Raw genomic sequence first — 14,580 nt, 5'->3', positions numbered from 1 at the left:
CAGCAGGTGCCTGACGAAGGGTCAGTGTGGCGTGGGTCTCACGCGTCGTCGAGTCCGCGCTCTATCGCGTACCTGACCAGCTCCACGCGATTGTGCAGCTGGAGCTTGCCGAGGGTGTTCTGGACGTGGTTCTGCACCGTGCGGTGGGAGATGACCAGGCGTTCGGCGATCTGCTTGTAGCTCAGGCCCTTGGCGACGAGGCGCAGCACCTCGGTCTCGCGGTCGGTGAGGCGGGGCGCCTTCGGCTCGTCGGTGTCGGGGGCGGGGGCGGGTTCGGAGGCCAGGCGGCGGTACTCGCCGAGGACCAGCCCGGCGAGGCCGGGGGTGAAGACCGGGTCGCCGACGGCCGTGCGGCGGACCGCGTCCCGGAGTTCCTCGGTGGAGGCCGACTTCAGCAGATAGCCGGTCGCGCCGGACTTGACCGCCTCCAGGACGTCGGCGTGCTCGCCGCTCGCGGACAGCACCAGGACGCGCAGCGCGGGGTTGGCGGCGACGACCTCCTTGCAGACCTGGACGCCGGGCTTGCCGGGCAGGTTGAGGTCGAGCACCAGGACCTCGGGTGCGGCGGCCTTGGCGCGGCGCACGGCCTGCTCGCCGTCGCCCGCCGTGGCGACCACCTCGAAGCCCGACTCGGCCAGGTCTCGGGCGACGGCGTCGCGCCACATGGGGTGGTCGTCGACCACCATGACCCTGATCGGATCCCGCCGGTCCGCAGTGGTCTGCGTCATCGCTGCTCCGCCTTCCCCCGTACGGTCGTCACGTCCTTCGGTACTTTCAGCTCGACCTCCGTGCCCTGGCCCGGCACCGAGACCAGCTCCGCGCTGCCGCCGAGGTCGCGCAGCCGGCCGCGGATCGACAGGGCGACGCCGAGCCGCCCCTCGCCCTCGGCCTGGGCGAGCCGCCCTTCCGGGATGCCGGGGCCGTCGTCCCGGACGGTGACGATCACCTCGTCCGGCTCGTCCTCGACGAGGATCCACGCGCGCGCCTGTTCCCCGGCGTGCTTGCGGACGTTGTCCAGGGCCGCCCCGACGGCGGCGGCCACCTCCCGGGCGGCGGCCGGCGCCAGCGGCACGGGCGCGCCGGGCTCGGCGAGGCTGACCTTGGCGCCGGCGTACGGCGCGAGCAGGGCGCGCAGGTCGACAGGGCCGCTCTCCTGCGCCTCTTCGTCGACGGCCCGGACGACGGCTCCCTCGGCGGCGTCCTCCGAGACCCGGGAGACCGGCACGAGCCCGCCGGAGACCAGCGTGCGCAGCGCGACCTCCTGCTCACCGGCCATCCGGCCCAGCTCGGCCGCCTCGCCGCCGATCACCGCGCCGCGCCGCTGCACCATCGCCAGCACCTGGAGCACGCTGTCGTGGATGTCCCGGGCGAGGCGCTCGCGTTCCCTCGTCGCGGCCTCGATCTCCAGGGCACGGGCGAGGGTGCGCTCGGAGGCGCGGGCGACCTCGACGACGTAGCCGATGGCGATGGAGGCGATGCAGACGAGGATGACGTTGTGGACGGTGTCGCGGGCCGGGCTGCCGCGCTCGACCAGGTTGGCGGCGGCCACGAGGCTGGAGGCGAGGGCCGCCCAGCGCCAGCCGCCCTTGATGGCGAAGGCGAGGACGGCACCGGCGGTCCAGATCGACGGCAGCGTCGGGCCGCCCGCCTGGACCCGCTCGTGCGCGTCGGCGACGGGCGTGAGCAGGATGCCGGTGAGGGCGATGGTCAGGTCGGCGGCGAGGAATCCCTTGGTGCAGCGGGCGGCGTTCGCGACCCGGGGCAGTGTGGCCAGGGTCCACGCGGCCAGCACGGCGTAGTAGGCGACGGCGACCCAGGGCCGGACGAACTCCTCGTAGGCGGTGGCGAACAGGCCGACCGCGTACAGCATCGTGAGCACCCGGTAGGCGGTCAGCGCACTCCACAGCGGCTGTTCGACCGACATCCTCATGACTCGCTCGCGCCTGGCCATCTCCCCCACCCCCGGAACGCGCCCCCGACCAGGGCTCCGTCCGCCTCTTCTCCGGCTCCTACCGCTCCGGCTTTTCCTTCTCCGCCTGTTCCTTCTCCGCCCGGGCGAGCGCGGCCTTCGCCGCCTTCTCGGCTTCCTTCTCCGCCTTCGCCGCCTCCGCGAGCTGCCGTTTCATGGCCGTCGCGTACATGTCGACGTACTCCTGGCCGGAGAGCTTCATGATCTCGTACATGACCTCGTCGGTCACGGCGCGCAGCACGAACCGGTCGTGTTCCATGCCCTGGTAGCGGCTGAAGTCCAGGGGCTTGCCGATCCGGATGCCGGGGCGCATCAGCTTCGGCATGACCTTCCCGGGCGGCTGGATCTTCTCCGTGTCGATCATGGCGACGGGGATGACGGGCGCGCCGGTCGCCAGCGCCACGCGCGCGAGGCCGCCCGGCTTGCCGCGGTAGAGCCGCCCGTCGGGCGAGCGCGTCCCCTCCGGGTAGATGCCGAACAACTCGCCGCGCTCCAGCACCTCGATGCCGCTCCTGATGGCGGCCTCACCCGCGCCGCGCGCACCGGAACGGTCGACGGGCAGCTGGCCGACGCCCTTGAAGAACGCGGCCGTCAGCCGGCCCTTCACCCCGGGCGTGGTGAAGTACTCGGCCTTCGCGATGAACGTGACCTTGCGGTCCAGGACCGCGGGCAGGAAGAACGAGTCCGAGAAGGACAGGTGGTTGCTCGCCAGGATCGCGGGGCCCTCGTCGGGAACGTTCTCCAGGCCTTCCACCCAGGGCCTGAAGGCGACCTTCAGCGGTCCCCCAACAGCGACCTTCATCGCGCCGTACAACAACCGAGTGCCTCCTGTATGTGTCGATCAGACCTTAACCCGGCGCGCCGTCAAAGGCGCCGACGGCCCTGGTCGGTGTCAGTGCCGTCGCGTACGGTGAAGGTCCCGCGAACGCCGTGCGCCCCCTGCCATGACGTTCCGTGACATTCCGTGATCGTGTCCGTCCCTTCTCATGACCAGGAGGCCGAAGGTGCCGGTCCTTGCCGGAGCCGAGCCGTTTCGCCACGAGGGCGGGGAGATCGCCGTGCTCCTCTGCCACGGCTTCACCGGTTCACCGCAGTCGCTGCGCCCCTGGGCGGAGCATCTCGCCGCACGCGGCATGACCGTCTCGCTGCCGCTGCTCCCCGGGCACGGCACGCGCTGGGAGGACCTGCGGATCACCGGCTGGCAGGACTGGTACGCGGAGGTGGAGCGCGAGCTGCGCCTCCTGTGCGAGCGCCGCGACCGGGTGTTCGTGGCCGGTCTGTCCATGGGCGGTGCCCTGGCCCTGCGGCTCGCCGCGCGGCACGGCGACGCCGTCAGCGGAGTGGTGGTCGTCAACCCGGCGAACAAGGTGCACGGCCTGGCCGCGCACGCCCTCCCGGTGATCCGCCACATCGTCCCCGCGACGAAGGGCATCGCCAGCGACATCGCCAAGCCGGACAGCAGGGAGCTGGGCTACGACCGGGTGCCGCTGCACGCCGCGCACTCCCTGCGCCAGTTCTTCCAGATCGCCGACCGCGAGTTGCCGCAGGTCACGCAGCCGGTGCTGCTGCTGCGCAGCCCGCAGGACCATGTGGTGCCGCCGGCCGACTCGGCCCGTATTCTCAGCCGCATCTCGTCGACGGACGTGAAAGAGGTCCTGCTGGAACAGAGCTACCACGTCGCCACGTTGGACCATGACGCGGACCGGATTTTCGAGGAGAGCACCGCTTTCTTCAGCCGGCTCGCGTCCGGCCTCGGCAGAGAGCCCGGTCTCGGTAAGGAAGGGACGACCGCAGGTGGCTGAGCACGACTCCGACCGCGAGGGCCGCGAGCCGGACGAGAAGGGCGTCCCGTTCGACGAGGAGGCCGCCTGGGCGGCGATCGTCGCCGGGTACGGCGACGAGCCGCCGGACCCGCCGGGCGCCAAGCCGTTCAAGTCGATCGAGGACCTGGCGCTGCTGGAGACTCCGACCAACGACGACCGGGTGGACACGGCCGCGGATGCCGCGTCGGCTCCCGCCGAGGCCGGGAAGCCCGGCGAGCCGGACGGGCCGGAGCCGAAGGGATCCGGCGACAAGCCGGCCAAGCCTCTGGGCGGCTCCGTCTCCTTCGCGCCCGGTGTCGGCCCGCGCGACTACTCCGCTCCCGAGCCCGCCGAGGACGACTTCGACGAGGACGACGAGGGGCATTTCGTGCCGCCGGAGCCGCCCCCGCTGCCGTCCGCCGACCCCACCGCGAAGTTCGCCTGGCTCGGCGTGCTGGGCGGGCCGGTGCTGCTCCTGCTCGCCGTGCTGCTCGGCTGGGAGATGACCTGGTGGCTGACCACGCTGAGCGTCGGCGGCTTCGTCGGCGGCTTCGTGACGCTGGTGATGCGGATGCGGACGGACGACGAGGACGACGACGACCCCGGGCGGGGTGCGGTCGTCTAGGAAGCCGGCACTCTGAGGGCGGCCAGGACCGGGAGGTGGTCCGTGGCCGCCCTCAGGTCTGTGTCGGTCACTCCAGGGTGCTCGAACGGCACGCCGCAGCCCAGCACCTCGATGCCCTTGGTCGCGAAGATCGCGTCGATGCGCTGGTAGGGGTCGGCGGGGGTCCAGGTGTGCTCGCCGCCCCAGGGCGCGGTCGCGTGGCAGTCCTGCAGGGCGTCGGTGAGGCGTCGGAAGGCGGGGCCGTCGGGGCGTTCGTTCAGGTCGCCGCCCGCGACCACGTGCTCCACGCCCATCCCGGCGAGCCGGTCCAGGAGCATGCCGGCCTGGTCGTGGCGCTCGTCCTTCTGCAGCGACAGGTGACAGCTCAGGACGCCGAGGCGGGTGCCGGCGAAGCGGACGACCGCCGTGGCGAAGCCGCGGCGGTGCAGTCCGGGGGTGTGGGGCAGGAGGACGTCCTCCGTGCGTTCGACGCTCGCGCGCAGCGAGCTGAGGATCGCCGGGCCGGTGGTGGTGGCGCCCCCGGTGACGATGACCAGGTCTGATTCGCGGGCCAGACGGGCGAGTTTCTTGCGCCAGCGGAAGAAGCGGGGGGCTTCCTGGATCAGGACCAGGTCGGGTTCGCAGGCCTTGATGACGCGGGCCAGGGCGGCGGTGTCGTCGCGCATCGACCGGATATTGTAGCTCAGGACCCTGATGACCGCGGAACCGTCTGGTTCTGTACGCGAGTTGGGGAGCAGCGACATGTGATCAATTTACGCCCAATAGCTCGGGGCGCGGGGGTGGGCGCGAGTGCCGGACGCATGTGGCTGATCGCGCAGTTCCCCGCGCCCCTTGAAGGCCCGAAAGCAGGGCGTCACATGATCGGGTCGGGTTCCCTGGCCAGGTCCGCTGCTCCCACCAGGCCGGCCTTGTTGCCCAGTTCCGCGGCGCGGACCTCGGCGACCGGGCGCCAGTTGCCGCCGACCAGCCAGCGCTTGTAGGACTTGCGGATCGGGCCCAGGACCAGCTCGCCCTCGTCGGAGAGACCACCGCCGACGATGAAGGCGGAGGGGTCGAAGAGGGAGGCCAGGTCGGCGAGGCCCGCGCCGACCCAGCGGGCCAGTTCCCGGTAGGAGTCGACGGCCACGCGGTCGCCCTGGCGGGCGGCCATGGAGATGTGCTTGCCCTCGATGCCGTCGGGCGTGCCGTTGCCGAGGCCGAGGAGGAACTCGGCGTTCTCGGGGGTGGCGTTGGCGCGCTGCTTGGCGTACCTCACCAGCGCCCGGCCCGACGCGTACTGCTCCCAGCAGCCCTGCGAGCCGCAGCCGCACAGCAGGCCGTCCGGCACCATGCGGATGTGGCCGAACTCGGCGGCCACGCCGAAGTGCCCCCGGCGCAGCTTGTTGCCGATGATGATGCCGCCGCCGAGGCCGGTGCCGAGCGTGATGCAGATGACGTTGCGGTGGCCCTTGCCGGCGCCGAACTTGTACTCGCCCCACGCCGCGGCGTTCGCGTCGTTCTCGACGACCACCGGGAGGCCCACACGGGCCTCGACCTTCTCCTTGAGCGGCTCGTTGCGCCAGTGGATGTTGGGCGCGAAGTAGACCTCGGAGCGCTGCCGGTTCACATATCCGGCCGCGCCGATGCCCACGCCGACGATGTCGTGCCCGACGCGTGCGCCTTCCACCGCCGAGGCGATGGCGTCCACGATGCCCTCAGGCGTGCCCGGGGTCGGCACCTTGTGGGTCGAGAGGATGTTGCCTTCCTCATCGACCACGCCGGCCGCGATCTTCGTGCCGCCGATGTCGACGCCGATGGTGAGTCCCATGAATCCCTCAGTTTCGGTCGAGCCCCGCTACGGCCAACGGTACCCGAGGCGCGCCGTCGGGTCGGCTGTCGTCCGCACGCTGGGCAGGACCGGCGGCGGCACGCCGGTCGCGGCTCGCGAGGAGGAGATCGGGCTCAGTCCAGGTCGATGCGCTCCCCGGGACCGGCGTCGTCGCCCCGGTCATGGCGTTCGTCCAGATCACGCGGGTCGATCCGGTCGTCGCGCCCGGTCCAGCGCCGCTCCTGGGCCTCGACGGCGGAGCGGTAGGCGGCGAGCAGTTCGTTCCCGGCGGCGGCCAGGTGGTCGAAGACGTCCGGGTTGCGTTCGATGACGGGTTCCACGGCGGCCTTGGCCTGCTGGACGACCTGGCGGACGACCTGCTCGGCGGCGGGCCCGGCGACGGAACCGAACAGCGGGGACTGGATCCCCGACAGCTTGTCCGCGACGGCGTCGACGAGCTTCTTCAGTTCCTCGGCCGCGGAGCCCGGGGGCGGGCCGTACTCGGCGCGGCGGCGGGCCTGCTCCGCCTCGAGGTCCTCGGCGCACGCGGTCGCCCAGGCGTCGGCGTCGCTCGCCCGCACCTCGTCCGCGGCCTCTTCGCGGGCGGCGTCGAACGGGGGGAGCTCTTCGCTCATGACGGACTCCTGACTACGGTTCGTCCCTCCGACGTTACCCCCTCTCACCGCGTCTGCGGCCAGAGCTTCGGGTCGGGCGCGAAGCGGATGCGCAGCTCGCCCTCGCGCAGGGCGGCGCCGTCGACGGTGCAGCGGCGCAGCGCGGAGGGCAGCGGAACGATTCGGCGGAAAGGCCCCGCCGTGACGACGAGTTCGTCGCCGCGCCGCACGAGGTCCAGCTCCTCGCGTACGGCGCCGGGCAGCGGGATGTGCCAGACGAGCACACCGTCCTCGCCGAGCCGGTCGGCCACCGGCCACTCGACCGCCGGGGCGGGCTCGCCCGGGTCGGCGCCGGGTACGGCGAGGGCGGCCAGGTCGTCGGTGCCGACCGGGTCGCGCCCGAGGTGGGCGACGGTCCGGACGTCGTACGACTCCCGCCACTCCTCCAGTGTCTTGCGCTGCTGGGCGACCGGGCCGGCCAGCCAGGTGTCCGGGGACGCCTCGGGCAGGACGCGGTTGGCGACCACGACGTCGGTGCGCAGGCGGCGCAGGGCGAGTCCGAGGTGGGCGGTGCGGAGGGCGTCGGCACTGGCGGGGCCGGGCTCGGCGACCAGTCGTACGACGGTGTCGCGGTCGGCGACGACGGCCTCGACGGCGGCCAGCTCCAGGTCCCAGCGGGCGGCCGTCTCGTACAGCCACTCGGCGGGCATGGGGACGCCGGCGAGCCGGCCCAGGACGGGGCGCAGGGCGCGGGCGGCCTGGCGTTCGTGCGGGAGCAGGCGGCGCAGGTAGCGGCGGAGCTCCTCGGGCAGGGCGAGCAGGGCGAGGGCCTGCGGGGCCGGGGGCAGGTCGACGACGAGCAGGTCGTACGCCTGGGACAGCGCGGCGTCGCGCAGGGCGCGCAGGAGGGCGAGTTCCTCGGCTCCGGGGAGGGGGCTGAGTTCCTCCGGGTCGAGGCGGGAGGCGCCGAGGAGGTCCAGGGCGGAGGAGGCGCGGTCCTGGAGGGCGGTGAGGTCCTGCCGGAAGTCCTGGGCGGGGTCGGGGCGCCAGGCCGTGAGGCGGGGTGCGGCCTCGACCGGCTCGGGGCCGGTGCCGGTGCCCAGGGCGGTGCCGAGGGTGTCCGTGCGGTCGGTGCCGAGGACGAGGGTGCGGGTGCCCTGCGCCGCCGCGGCCAGGGCGGTCGCGGCCGCGAGGGTGGTACGGCCGCTGCCGCCGGGGCCGGTGATCAGGATGGTGCGCATGGGGGTGAACGGTACCCGGCGTTGGCGCTCAGGCCGGGTGGGTGCTGAGGCACCCCACGGCCGCGGGGAACTGCGCGACCAGCCACGACGGGCCCGCACCCGGCACGGCGCGGGCACCGCTACGACGCGACCCCTACTTGCCCGATTCGACCCGCTTCTTCAGACCCGCAAGCGCCCGGTCGATGATGACCTTCTCCGCCTTGCGCTTGATCATGCCGAGCATCGGGATCTTGACGTCGACGGTCAGCGCGTACGTGACCTCGGTGCCCCCCGACCCAGCCGGCTTCAGCAGGTACGTGCCGTCCAGGGACCGGAGCATCTGGGACTTGACCAGGGTCCAGGACACCTCGTTCTCGCCGGTCCACGTGTACGCGAGGACCTGGTCGTCCTTGATCGCACCCGCGTCCATGACGAGCCGGACCTGTTCGGCACGGCCCTGCTCGTCGGTCTTGAGTACCTCGGCCTCCTTCACCTCGCCGGTCCAGTCCGGGTAGCGGGCGAAATCGGAGATGACCGCCATGACGTCGGCCGGGGCCGCCTCGATGGTGATGCTCGAGCTGGTGTGTTCCGCCATCGCCGTGGCTCCTCCAGATACGGGCCGGTGTGAGGTCGCATGCGTGTGCAGCGTGAAGGCTACCGCGCACGGGACCCGCCGATCTCACCCGACCTGGGACGTCCTCACCATTCCAGCGCCCACGGCGTCCCGGTCCCCGCGAAGTGACCCACGTTCACACACTCGGTCGCCCCGATCCGCATCCGCCGCACCAGCGGCTGGTGGACGTGCCCGAAGAGGGAGTAGCGGGGCCGGGTGCGGCGGATGGCGTCCAGCAGGGCCCGGCTGCCGCGCTCGAAGCGGCGGGCGACGGTGTCGTAGACGAGTTCGGGGACCTCGGGTGGGATGTGCGTGCACAGCACGTCGACCTTGCCGACGGCCTCTATCTTGGCCGCGTACTCCTCGTCGCTGATCTCGTACGGCGTCCGCATCGGTGTCCGCAGGCCGCCGCCGACGAAGCCGAAGACCCAGCCGCCGATCTCCACGCGCTCGCCGTCGAGGACGGTCGTGCCGGGGCCGGCGTACTCCTGCCACAGGGGCGGCATGTCGACATTTCCGTAGGTCGCGTACGTAGGAGTGGGGAACGCGGCGAACATCTCGGCGTACTGCTTGCGCACCGCCTTCTCGATCACCGAGGCGCGGTCCTCGCCGACGCCGGCCCACAGCCGGGCGCCGAACTCCCGCGCCTCCTGGAAGCGGCGGGCGGTGCGCAGCGCGACGATGCGGTCGGCGTTCTCGACGCCGAACAGGTCGGGGAAGATACCGCGCGAGTGGTCGGCGTAGTCGAGGAAGAGGACGAGGTCGCCCAGGCAGATCAGGGCGTCGGCGCCCTCGCCGGCCCTCGCCAGGTCACGGGCGTTGCCGTGCACGTCGCTGACCACATGCACGCGCGTCCTGTGGTTTCCGGCTGGTGTGGGTGCCATGGTGATCAAGGGTAGGTCGGGGGGCGCAGTCGTGAACAGTGGCGGCCCTACCTGCGGTTACTGGCCAGTCAGTTAGTACGTGGACTACTGTGCGCGAAGGAATACCCAACTGTGTGACGCAGCGAACATCTCGATGGGACCCCCTGTCGGAGAACCCATACCGGCGGGTAACGTCCGGGCAGTCCAGTCGTGCTCTGCATTTCAACAAGTGAATGCGGGAGCACCTGCCCGAGCCTTGGACCGGACCGTCGCATCACACAACGTCGTGGCGCCGGCGCCCTATGAGGAGCAGCAGTCTTGCGCGAGTTCAGCCTTCCGGCTTTGTACGAGGTCCCTGCGGACGGCAATCTGACCGACATCGTCCGCAGAAACGCCGCGCAGCACCCGGACGTCGCCGTCATCGCCCGCAAGGTCGGCGGCACCTGGCAGGACGTCACGGCCACCGCCTTCCTCGCCGAGGTGCACACGGCCGCGAAGGGGCTGATCGCCGCCGGGGTCGAGCCGGGCGACCGGGTGGGCCTGATGTCCCGCACCCGTTACGAGTGGACCCTGCTGGACTTCGCGATCTGGAGCGCGGGCGCGGTGACCGTGCCGGTGTACGAGACCAGTTCGCCGGAGCAGGTGCAGTGGATCCTCGGCGACTCGGGCGCGACCGCGTGCATCGTGGAGTCGGACGGTCACACGGCCGCCGTCGAGTCGGTGCGTGACCGGCTGCCGGCGCTCAAGCATGTGTGGCAGATCGAGGGCGGCGGCATCGAGGAGCTGGGCCGGCTCGGGCAGGACGTCACGGACCAGACGGTCGAGGAGCGCAGCTCGATCGCCAGGGCCGACGACCCGGCGACCATCGTCTACACCTCGGGCACGACCGGCCGCCCCAAGGGCTGCGTGCTCACCCACCGCAGCTTCTTCGCCGAGTGCGGCAACATCGTGGAGCGGCTGCGTCCGCTGTTCCGCACGGGCGAGTGCTCGGTGCTGCTCTTCCTCCCGCTCGCGCACGTCTTCGGGCGGCTCGTGCAGATCGCGCCGATGATGGCGCCGATCAAGCTCGGCTGCGTCCCGGACATCAAGAACCTCACCGACGAGCTGGCCGCGTTCCGCCCGACCCTGATCCTCGGGGTGCCGCGCGTCTTCGAGAAGGTCTACAACTCGGCGCGTGCCAAGGCGCAGGCCGACGGCAAGGGCAAGATCTTCGACAAGGCCGCCGACACGGCGATCGCCTACAGCAAGGCGCTGGACACCCCGTCGGGCCCGTCCCTCGGTCTGCGGATCAAGCACAAGACGTTCGACAAGCTCGTCTACAGCAAGCTGCGCGCGGTCCTCGGCGGCCGGGGCGAGTACGCCATCTCCGGCGGCGCCCCGCTGGGCGAGCGCCTCGGGCACTTCTTCCGCGGCATCGGCTTTACGGTCCTGGAGGGCTACGGTCTGACCGAGTCCTGCGCGGCCACCGCGTTCAACCCCTGGGACCGGCAGAAGATCGGCACGGTCGGCCAGCCGCTGCCCGGCTCGGTGGTGCGGATCGCCGACGACGGCGAGGTGCTGCTGCACGGCGAGCACCTGTTCAAGGAGTACTGGAACAACCCCGGCGCGACCGCGGAAGCGCTGGCCGACGGCTGGTTCCACACCGGCGACATCGGCACCCTCGACGAGGACGGCTACCTCCGGATCACCGGCCGCAAGAAGGAGATCATCGTCACCGCGGGCGGCAAGAACGTCGCCCCGGCCGTGATCGAGGACCGCATCCGGGCGCACGCGCTGGTCGCGGAGTGCATGGTGGTGGGCGACGGGCGGCCGTTCGTGGGCGCGCTGATCACCATCGACGAGGAGTTCCTGGGCCGTTGGTGCGCGGACCACGGCAAGCCGGCGGGTTCCACAGCGGCGTCGCTGTGCGAGGACCCGGACCTGCTGGCCGCGATCCAGGCGGCGGTCGACGACGGCAACGCCGCGGTGTCGAAGGCGGAATCGGTGCGGAAGTTCCGCATTCTGTCCTCCCAGTTCACGGAGGAGTCGGGCCACCTGACCCCCTCGCTGAAGCTGAAGCGGAACGTGGTGGCGAAGGACTACGCGCACGAGGTCGAGGCGATCTACGCCAAGTAGCGGGGCCTTCCCGGGATGATCATGGCGCGGTGTCCTCGGCGAGGACCCGCGCCATCGTGCGTTCGGCGAGCGCGGTGATGGTCACGAAGGGGTTGACCCCGATCGACCCGGGCACGAGCGAGCCGTCGGTGACGTAGAGCCTTCGGTAGCCCTTCACGCGCCCGTAGTCGTCCGTCGCCCGGCCCAGTACGCAGCCGCCGAGCGGGTGGTAGGTGAAGTCGTCGGCGAAGACCTTGCTGCTCGATCCGAACAGGTCGTAGCGGTAGATCGTCGAGTTGGCCGCGTTGATCCGGTCGAACAGCTTCCTGGCCATGGCGACGGAGACCGCGCTGTGGGCGGCCGTCCAGCCGAGCCGTACCGCGCCCGAGCCGGTGTCGTACGAGAAGGACGCCCGCTCCGGGTTCCCGGTGATCGCCAGATAGAGGCTCACCCAGTGTTCCAGCCCGGTCGGCAGCGGGGCGATCTCGGCGAACACGCGGTTGGCGGCGTTGGCCCAGTCGTCGATGCCCATGACCGGCATGGTCGACTGGTTCTCGCCGACGGTGTCCCACAGGTGGTTGGCCCGGCCGAGCATCACGTTGCCGTTGGTGCCCCAGCCGGCTCCGACGCTGGGGTCGAGATCGGGCAGGGTGCCCGTCTCCCGCGCGCGCAGCAGCAGTTCGGTGGTGCCGAGGCTGCCGCCGCCGAGGAAGAGGTACGTGCAGCCGTACTCCTTGGTCTCGACGACCCGGCCGGTCTCGTCGACGCGGTCGGCGGTCAGGACGTAACTCCCGTCCGGCGCCCGGCTGATCGCGCGGACCTTCTCCAGGGTGTGGATCGTGACGTGGCCGGTGCCGAGCGCGGCGGCGAGGTAGGTCTTGTCGAGGCTGCGCTTGCCGTGGTTGTTGCCGTAGATGACCTCGCCGGCGAGTGCCGACTTCGGGGCGGTGCCGGCCGCCTCGCGCGCCATGTGGCCGAAGTCGTAGACGTTCGGCACGAAGGTGGTCCGCAGGCCGGTCCTCTCGGCGTGCTTGCGGGAGACGCGGGTGAAGCGGTACCACTCCGTCGACTCGAACCAGGCCGGGTCGACGGTGTTCACACCGAGGGCGGCGCGGGCGCGCGGGAAGTACGTGCCGTACATCTCGTCGGCGTCGACGGTGGGGAACTGCTCGGCGAAGTAGGCCCTGGGCGGTGTGACCGCCATGCCGCCGTTGACGAGCGAGCCGCCGCCGACGCCCCTGCCGACGTAGACGGACATCTGGGCGAAGTGCACGCGGTCCAGGACGCCCGGGTAGCGGCCGATGTCCCTGTTGACGACGTCCAGCCAGAGGAAGGTGCCCAGGGGGGCCTCGGTGCGGGTGCGGAACCACATGGAGCGCTGGTCCGGGGTGCGGGTGGAGCAGAAGATCTTTCCGTCGGGGCCGGGGGTGTTCCAGAGCCGGCCCATCTCCAGGACGAGGGTGCGGATGCCGGCCTCGGCCAGGCGGAGGGCGGCTACGGCGCCGCCGTAGCCGGAGCCGATGACGATGGCGGGGGCGGTGTCGACTGCGGCGGGCTGCGCCGCTCGGGCGGAGTCGAGGCCGATGCGGGTGAATCCCAGGGTGGCTGCGGTTTGCAGGGCTGCCATGCCAAGGATCTGACGCCTTGTCAGCTGACGGGGTATCAGGTTTGATGTCATGGGCGCAGCATCGGCGGATTATTTGGTTCCGCCTAGTGGGGTGCCGCGCATTCGTCGTGGGCGGGTGCGGGTTGTGTGTGGCTTGTCGCGCCCACGCGGCGGAGCCGCACATCGATACAGCCCCGCGCACCTGAGCATCTACAGCAAGTCTTTCAGGTGCTCCGCGAGCAGGTCCCAGCGCCACTTCTCCTCGACCCACTCGCGGCCTCGCTCGCCCATTCTGCGGCGCAGCTCGGCGTCACCCAGGAGGGTGATGATGCGGTCGGCTGCCTCCGACGGAGACCCGCCGCGGACCACCCAGCCCGTTTCGCCGTCCAGGACCGCGTCCGGGGCGCCGCCCGAGTCGCCGGCGACGACCGGGAGACCTGTCGCCGAGGCCTCCAGGTAGACGATGCCGAGGCCCTCGACGTCGAGGCCGCCGCGGCGGGTGCGGCAGGGCATGGCGAAGACGTCTCCGGCGCCGTAGTGGGCGGGCAGCTCCGACCAGGGCACCGGGCCCGTGAAGCGGACGGAGGCGGCGACGCCCGTGTCGTGGGCCAGTCTGCGGAGGTCCTTCTCGTAGGGGCCGCCTCCGACGATCAGCAGCACGGCGTCCGGCTCGGCCGCCAGGATCCGGGGCATGGCCTGGATCAGGGTGTCCTGGCCCTTGCGCCGCACCAGCCGGGAGACGCACACCACCACCGGGCGGTCCGTCAGGCCCAGGCGGGCCCGCACCTCGTCGCCGCCCGAGCCGGGGTGGAAGGTCTTCTCGTCGACGCCCGGCGGCAGCTGCGCCATCCGCGCGGCCGCCCGCGGGCTGAGCGCGCCGGCGATCCGGGAGCGCGTGTACTCGCCGAGGTAGGTGATCGTGTCCGTGGAGTCGCCGATCCGGCGCAGCAGCTGCCGGGCGGCGGGCAGTTGCGCCCAGCCGGCCTCGTGGCCGTGCGTGGTGGCGACCAGCCGTTCGGCGCCCGCGCCGCGCAGCGCCGGTGCCATCAGGCCGAGGGGGGCCGCCGCCCCGAACCACACCGAGGTGCACCCGTGCTCCCGCAGCAGCCCGACGGCCCGCCGGGTGGCGCCCGGAGTCGGCAGCAGCATCGTCGTACGGTCCCGTACGACGGTGAAGGGCTGCTCGGCGTCGAAGGCGGCGGTCGCCGCCACGCCCTCACGGCTCCGCTTCCAGGTCGACGCGTAGACGACCAGCCGCTGCGGGTCCAGCCGCAGCGCCATGTTGTGCAGAAACGCCTGGATGCCGCCCGGCCGGGGCGGGAAGTCGTTGGTCACGATCAGGGTCTTGCGCACGCCGCCGACCCTAC

General features: G+C 71.8%; 14 protein-coding genes. 3 read left to right on the top strand and 11 right to left on the bottom strand.

All coding sequences use genetic code 11. From position 1 onward, the window contains the following. Positions 1-38: 38 nt before the first annotated feature. Genes AC07F0_RS13930 through AC07F0_RS13920 form a run of 3 tightly spaced genes read right to left on the bottom strand, consistent with a single transcriptional unit; the run spans position 39 to position 2,771 of the window. Positions 39-728 carry a response regulator gene (locus tag AC07F0_RS13930; protein ID WP_478978326.1) on the bottom strand — a complete coding sequence of 230 codons (690 nt, stop codon included), beginning with the start codon at positions 726-728 and terminating at the stop codon, positions 39-41. Further along, positions 725-1,951 (bottom strand): MacS family sensor histidine kinase, encoded by a 1,227-nt coding sequence (gene macS / locus AC07F0_RS13925; protein WP_478978323.1) that lies wholly within the window; start codon positions 1,949-1,951, stop codon positions 725-727. The genes AC07F0_RS13930 and macS overlap by 4 nt, the downstream gene beginning before the upstream one ends. A 58-nt stretch (positions 1,952-2,009) precedes the next feature. Continuing rightward, complete coding sequence (locus AC07F0_RS13920) at positions 2,010-2,771, bottom strand: lysophospholipid acyltransferase family protein (RefSeq protein WP_478979102.1); 762 nt, start codon at positions 2,769-2,771, stop codon at positions 2,010-2,012. 202 nt (positions 2,772-2,973) lie between these two features. On the opposite strand from AC07F0_RS13920, the gene AC07F0_RS13915 reads away from it, so the two are divergent. Both AC07F0_RS13915 and AC07F0_RS13910 read left to right on the top strand, forming a co-directional pair. Next, positions 2,974-3,771 carry an alpha/beta hydrolase gene (locus AC07F0_RS13915; RefSeq protein WP_478978320.1) on the top strand — a complete coding sequence of 266 codons (798 nt, stop codon included), beginning with the start codon at positions 2,974-2,976 and terminating at the stop codon, positions 3,769-3,771. Beyond that, positions 3,764-4,396, top strand: coding sequence for a hypothetical protein (locus tag AC07F0_RS13910; protein WP_478978317.1), 633 nt, complete (start codon positions 3,764-3,766; stop codon positions 4,394-4,396). The genes AC07F0_RS13915 and AC07F0_RS13910 overlap by 8 nt, the downstream gene beginning before the upstream one ends. Here the strand turns inward: AC07F0_RS13910 and AC07F0_RS13905 are convergent. The 6 genes from AC07F0_RS13905 to AC07F0_RS13880 form a co-directional block, all read right to left on the bottom strand. After that, positions 4,393-5,139: an endonuclease/exonuclease/phosphatase family protein gene (locus AC07F0_RS13905; RefSeq protein WP_478978315.1), complete on the bottom strand. Its 747-nt coding sequence runs from the start codon at positions 5,137-5,139 to the stop codon at positions 4,393-4,395. The two genes, AC07F0_RS13910 and AC07F0_RS13905, sit on opposite strands and share 4 nt — an antisense overlap. A 110-nt stretch (positions 5,140-5,249) precedes the next feature. Beyond that, positions 5,250-6,203, bottom strand: coding sequence for an ROK family glucokinase (locus tag AC07F0_RS13900; protein WP_436729174.1), 954 nt, complete (start codon positions 6,201-6,203; stop codon positions 5,250-5,252). A gap of 134 nt (positions 6,204-6,337) precedes the next feature. Then, entirely contained in the window at positions 6,338-6,838 is a 501-nt protein-coding gene (locus AC07F0_RS13895; protein ID WP_478978312.1) for a DUF5304 domain-containing protein, read from the bottom strand. 44 nt (positions 6,839-6,882) lie between these two features. Continuing rightward, positions 6,883-8,058, bottom strand: a complete 1,176-nt coding sequence (locus tag AC07F0_RS13890) for an ArsA family ATPase (RefSeq protein ID WP_478978309.1) — start codon at positions 8,056-8,058, stop codon at positions 6,883-6,885. A 133-nt stretch (positions 8,059-8,191) separates the two neighbouring features. After that, positions 8,192-8,632 (bottom strand): SRPBCC family protein, encoded by a 441-nt coding sequence (locus AC07F0_RS13885; RefSeq protein ID WP_436729177.1) that lies wholly within the window; start codon positions 8,630-8,632, stop codon positions 8,192-8,194. A gap of 104 nt (positions 8,633-8,736) precedes the next feature. Then, a complete protein-coding gene (locus tag AC07F0_RS13880) occupies positions 8,737-9,534 on the bottom strand; it encodes a metallophosphoesterase family protein (RefSeq protein ID WP_478978306.1) in 798 nt (265 codons plus the stop codon). A 297-nt stretch (positions 9,535-9,831) separates the two neighbouring features. Between AC07F0_RS13880 and AC07F0_RS13875 the strand changes: the two genes are divergently transcribed. Then, positions 9,832-11,628, top strand: coding sequence for an AMP-dependent synthetase/ligase (locus tag AC07F0_RS13875; RefSeq protein WP_478978303.1), 1,797 nt, complete (start codon positions 9,832-9,834; stop codon positions 11,626-11,628). A 19-nt stretch (positions 11,629-11,647) separates the two neighbouring features. Here AC07F0_RS13875 and AC07F0_RS13870 read toward each other — a convergent pair whose 3' ends face one another. Continuing rightward, on the bottom strand, positions 11,648-13,285 hold the full coding sequence (locus AC07F0_RS13870) for a GMC oxidoreductase (RefSeq protein WP_478978300.1): 1,638 nt from the start codon (positions 13,283-13,285) through the stop codon (positions 11,648-11,650). Between the two features lie 138 nt (positions 13,286-13,423). Beyond that, complete coding sequence (locus AC07F0_RS13865) at positions 13,424-14,566, bottom strand: glycosyltransferase family 4 protein (RefSeq protein WP_478978297.1); 1,143 nt, start codon at positions 14,564-14,566, stop codon at positions 13,424-13,426. Positions 14,567-14,580: the final 14 nt, after the last annotated feature.

It is taken from the genome of Streptomyces sp. NPDC045955, assembly GCF_056430805.1.
This window is presented reverse-complemented; position numbering and strand designations above follow the sequence as displayed.

Coding starts and splice junctions, on each gene's coding strand:
- AC07F0_RS13930 (WP_478978326.1), bottom strand. CDS start 728: ATGACGCAGACCACTGCGGACCGGCGGGATCCGATCAGGGTCATGGTG.
- macS (WP_478978323.1), bottom strand. CDS start 1,951: ATGGCCAGGCGCGAGCGAGTCATGAGGATGTCGGTCGAACAGCCGCTG.
- AC07F0_RS13920 (WP_478979102.1), bottom strand. CDS start 2,771: ATGAAGGTCGCTGTTGGGGGACCGCTGAAGGTCGCCTTCAGGCCCTGG.
- AC07F0_RS13905 (WP_478978315.1), bottom strand. CDS start 5,139: ATGTCGCTGCTCCCCAACTCGCGTACAGAACCAGACGGTTCCGCGGTC.
- AC07F0_RS13900 (WP_436729174.1), bottom strand. CDS start 6,203: ATGGGACTCACCATCGGCGTCGACATCGGCGGCACGAAGATCGCGGCC.
- AC07F0_RS13895 (WP_478978312.1), bottom strand. CDS start 6,838: ATGAGCGAAGAGCTCCCCCCGTTCGACGCCGCCCGCGAAGAGGCCGCG.
- AC07F0_RS13890 (WP_478978309.1), bottom strand. CDS start 8,058: ATGCGCACCATCCTGATCACCGGCCCCGGCGGCAGCGGCCGTACCACC.
- AC07F0_RS13885 (WP_436729177.1), bottom strand. CDS start 8,632: ATGGCGGAACACACCAGCTCGAGCATCACCATCGAGGCGGCCCCGGCC.
- AC07F0_RS13880 (WP_478978306.1), bottom strand. CDS start 9,534: ATGGCACCCACACCAGCCGGAAACCACAGGACGCGCGTGCATGTGGTC.
- AC07F0_RS13870 (WP_478978300.1), bottom strand. CDS start 13,285: ATGACATCAAACCTGATACCCCGTCAGCTGACAAGGCGTCAGATCCTT.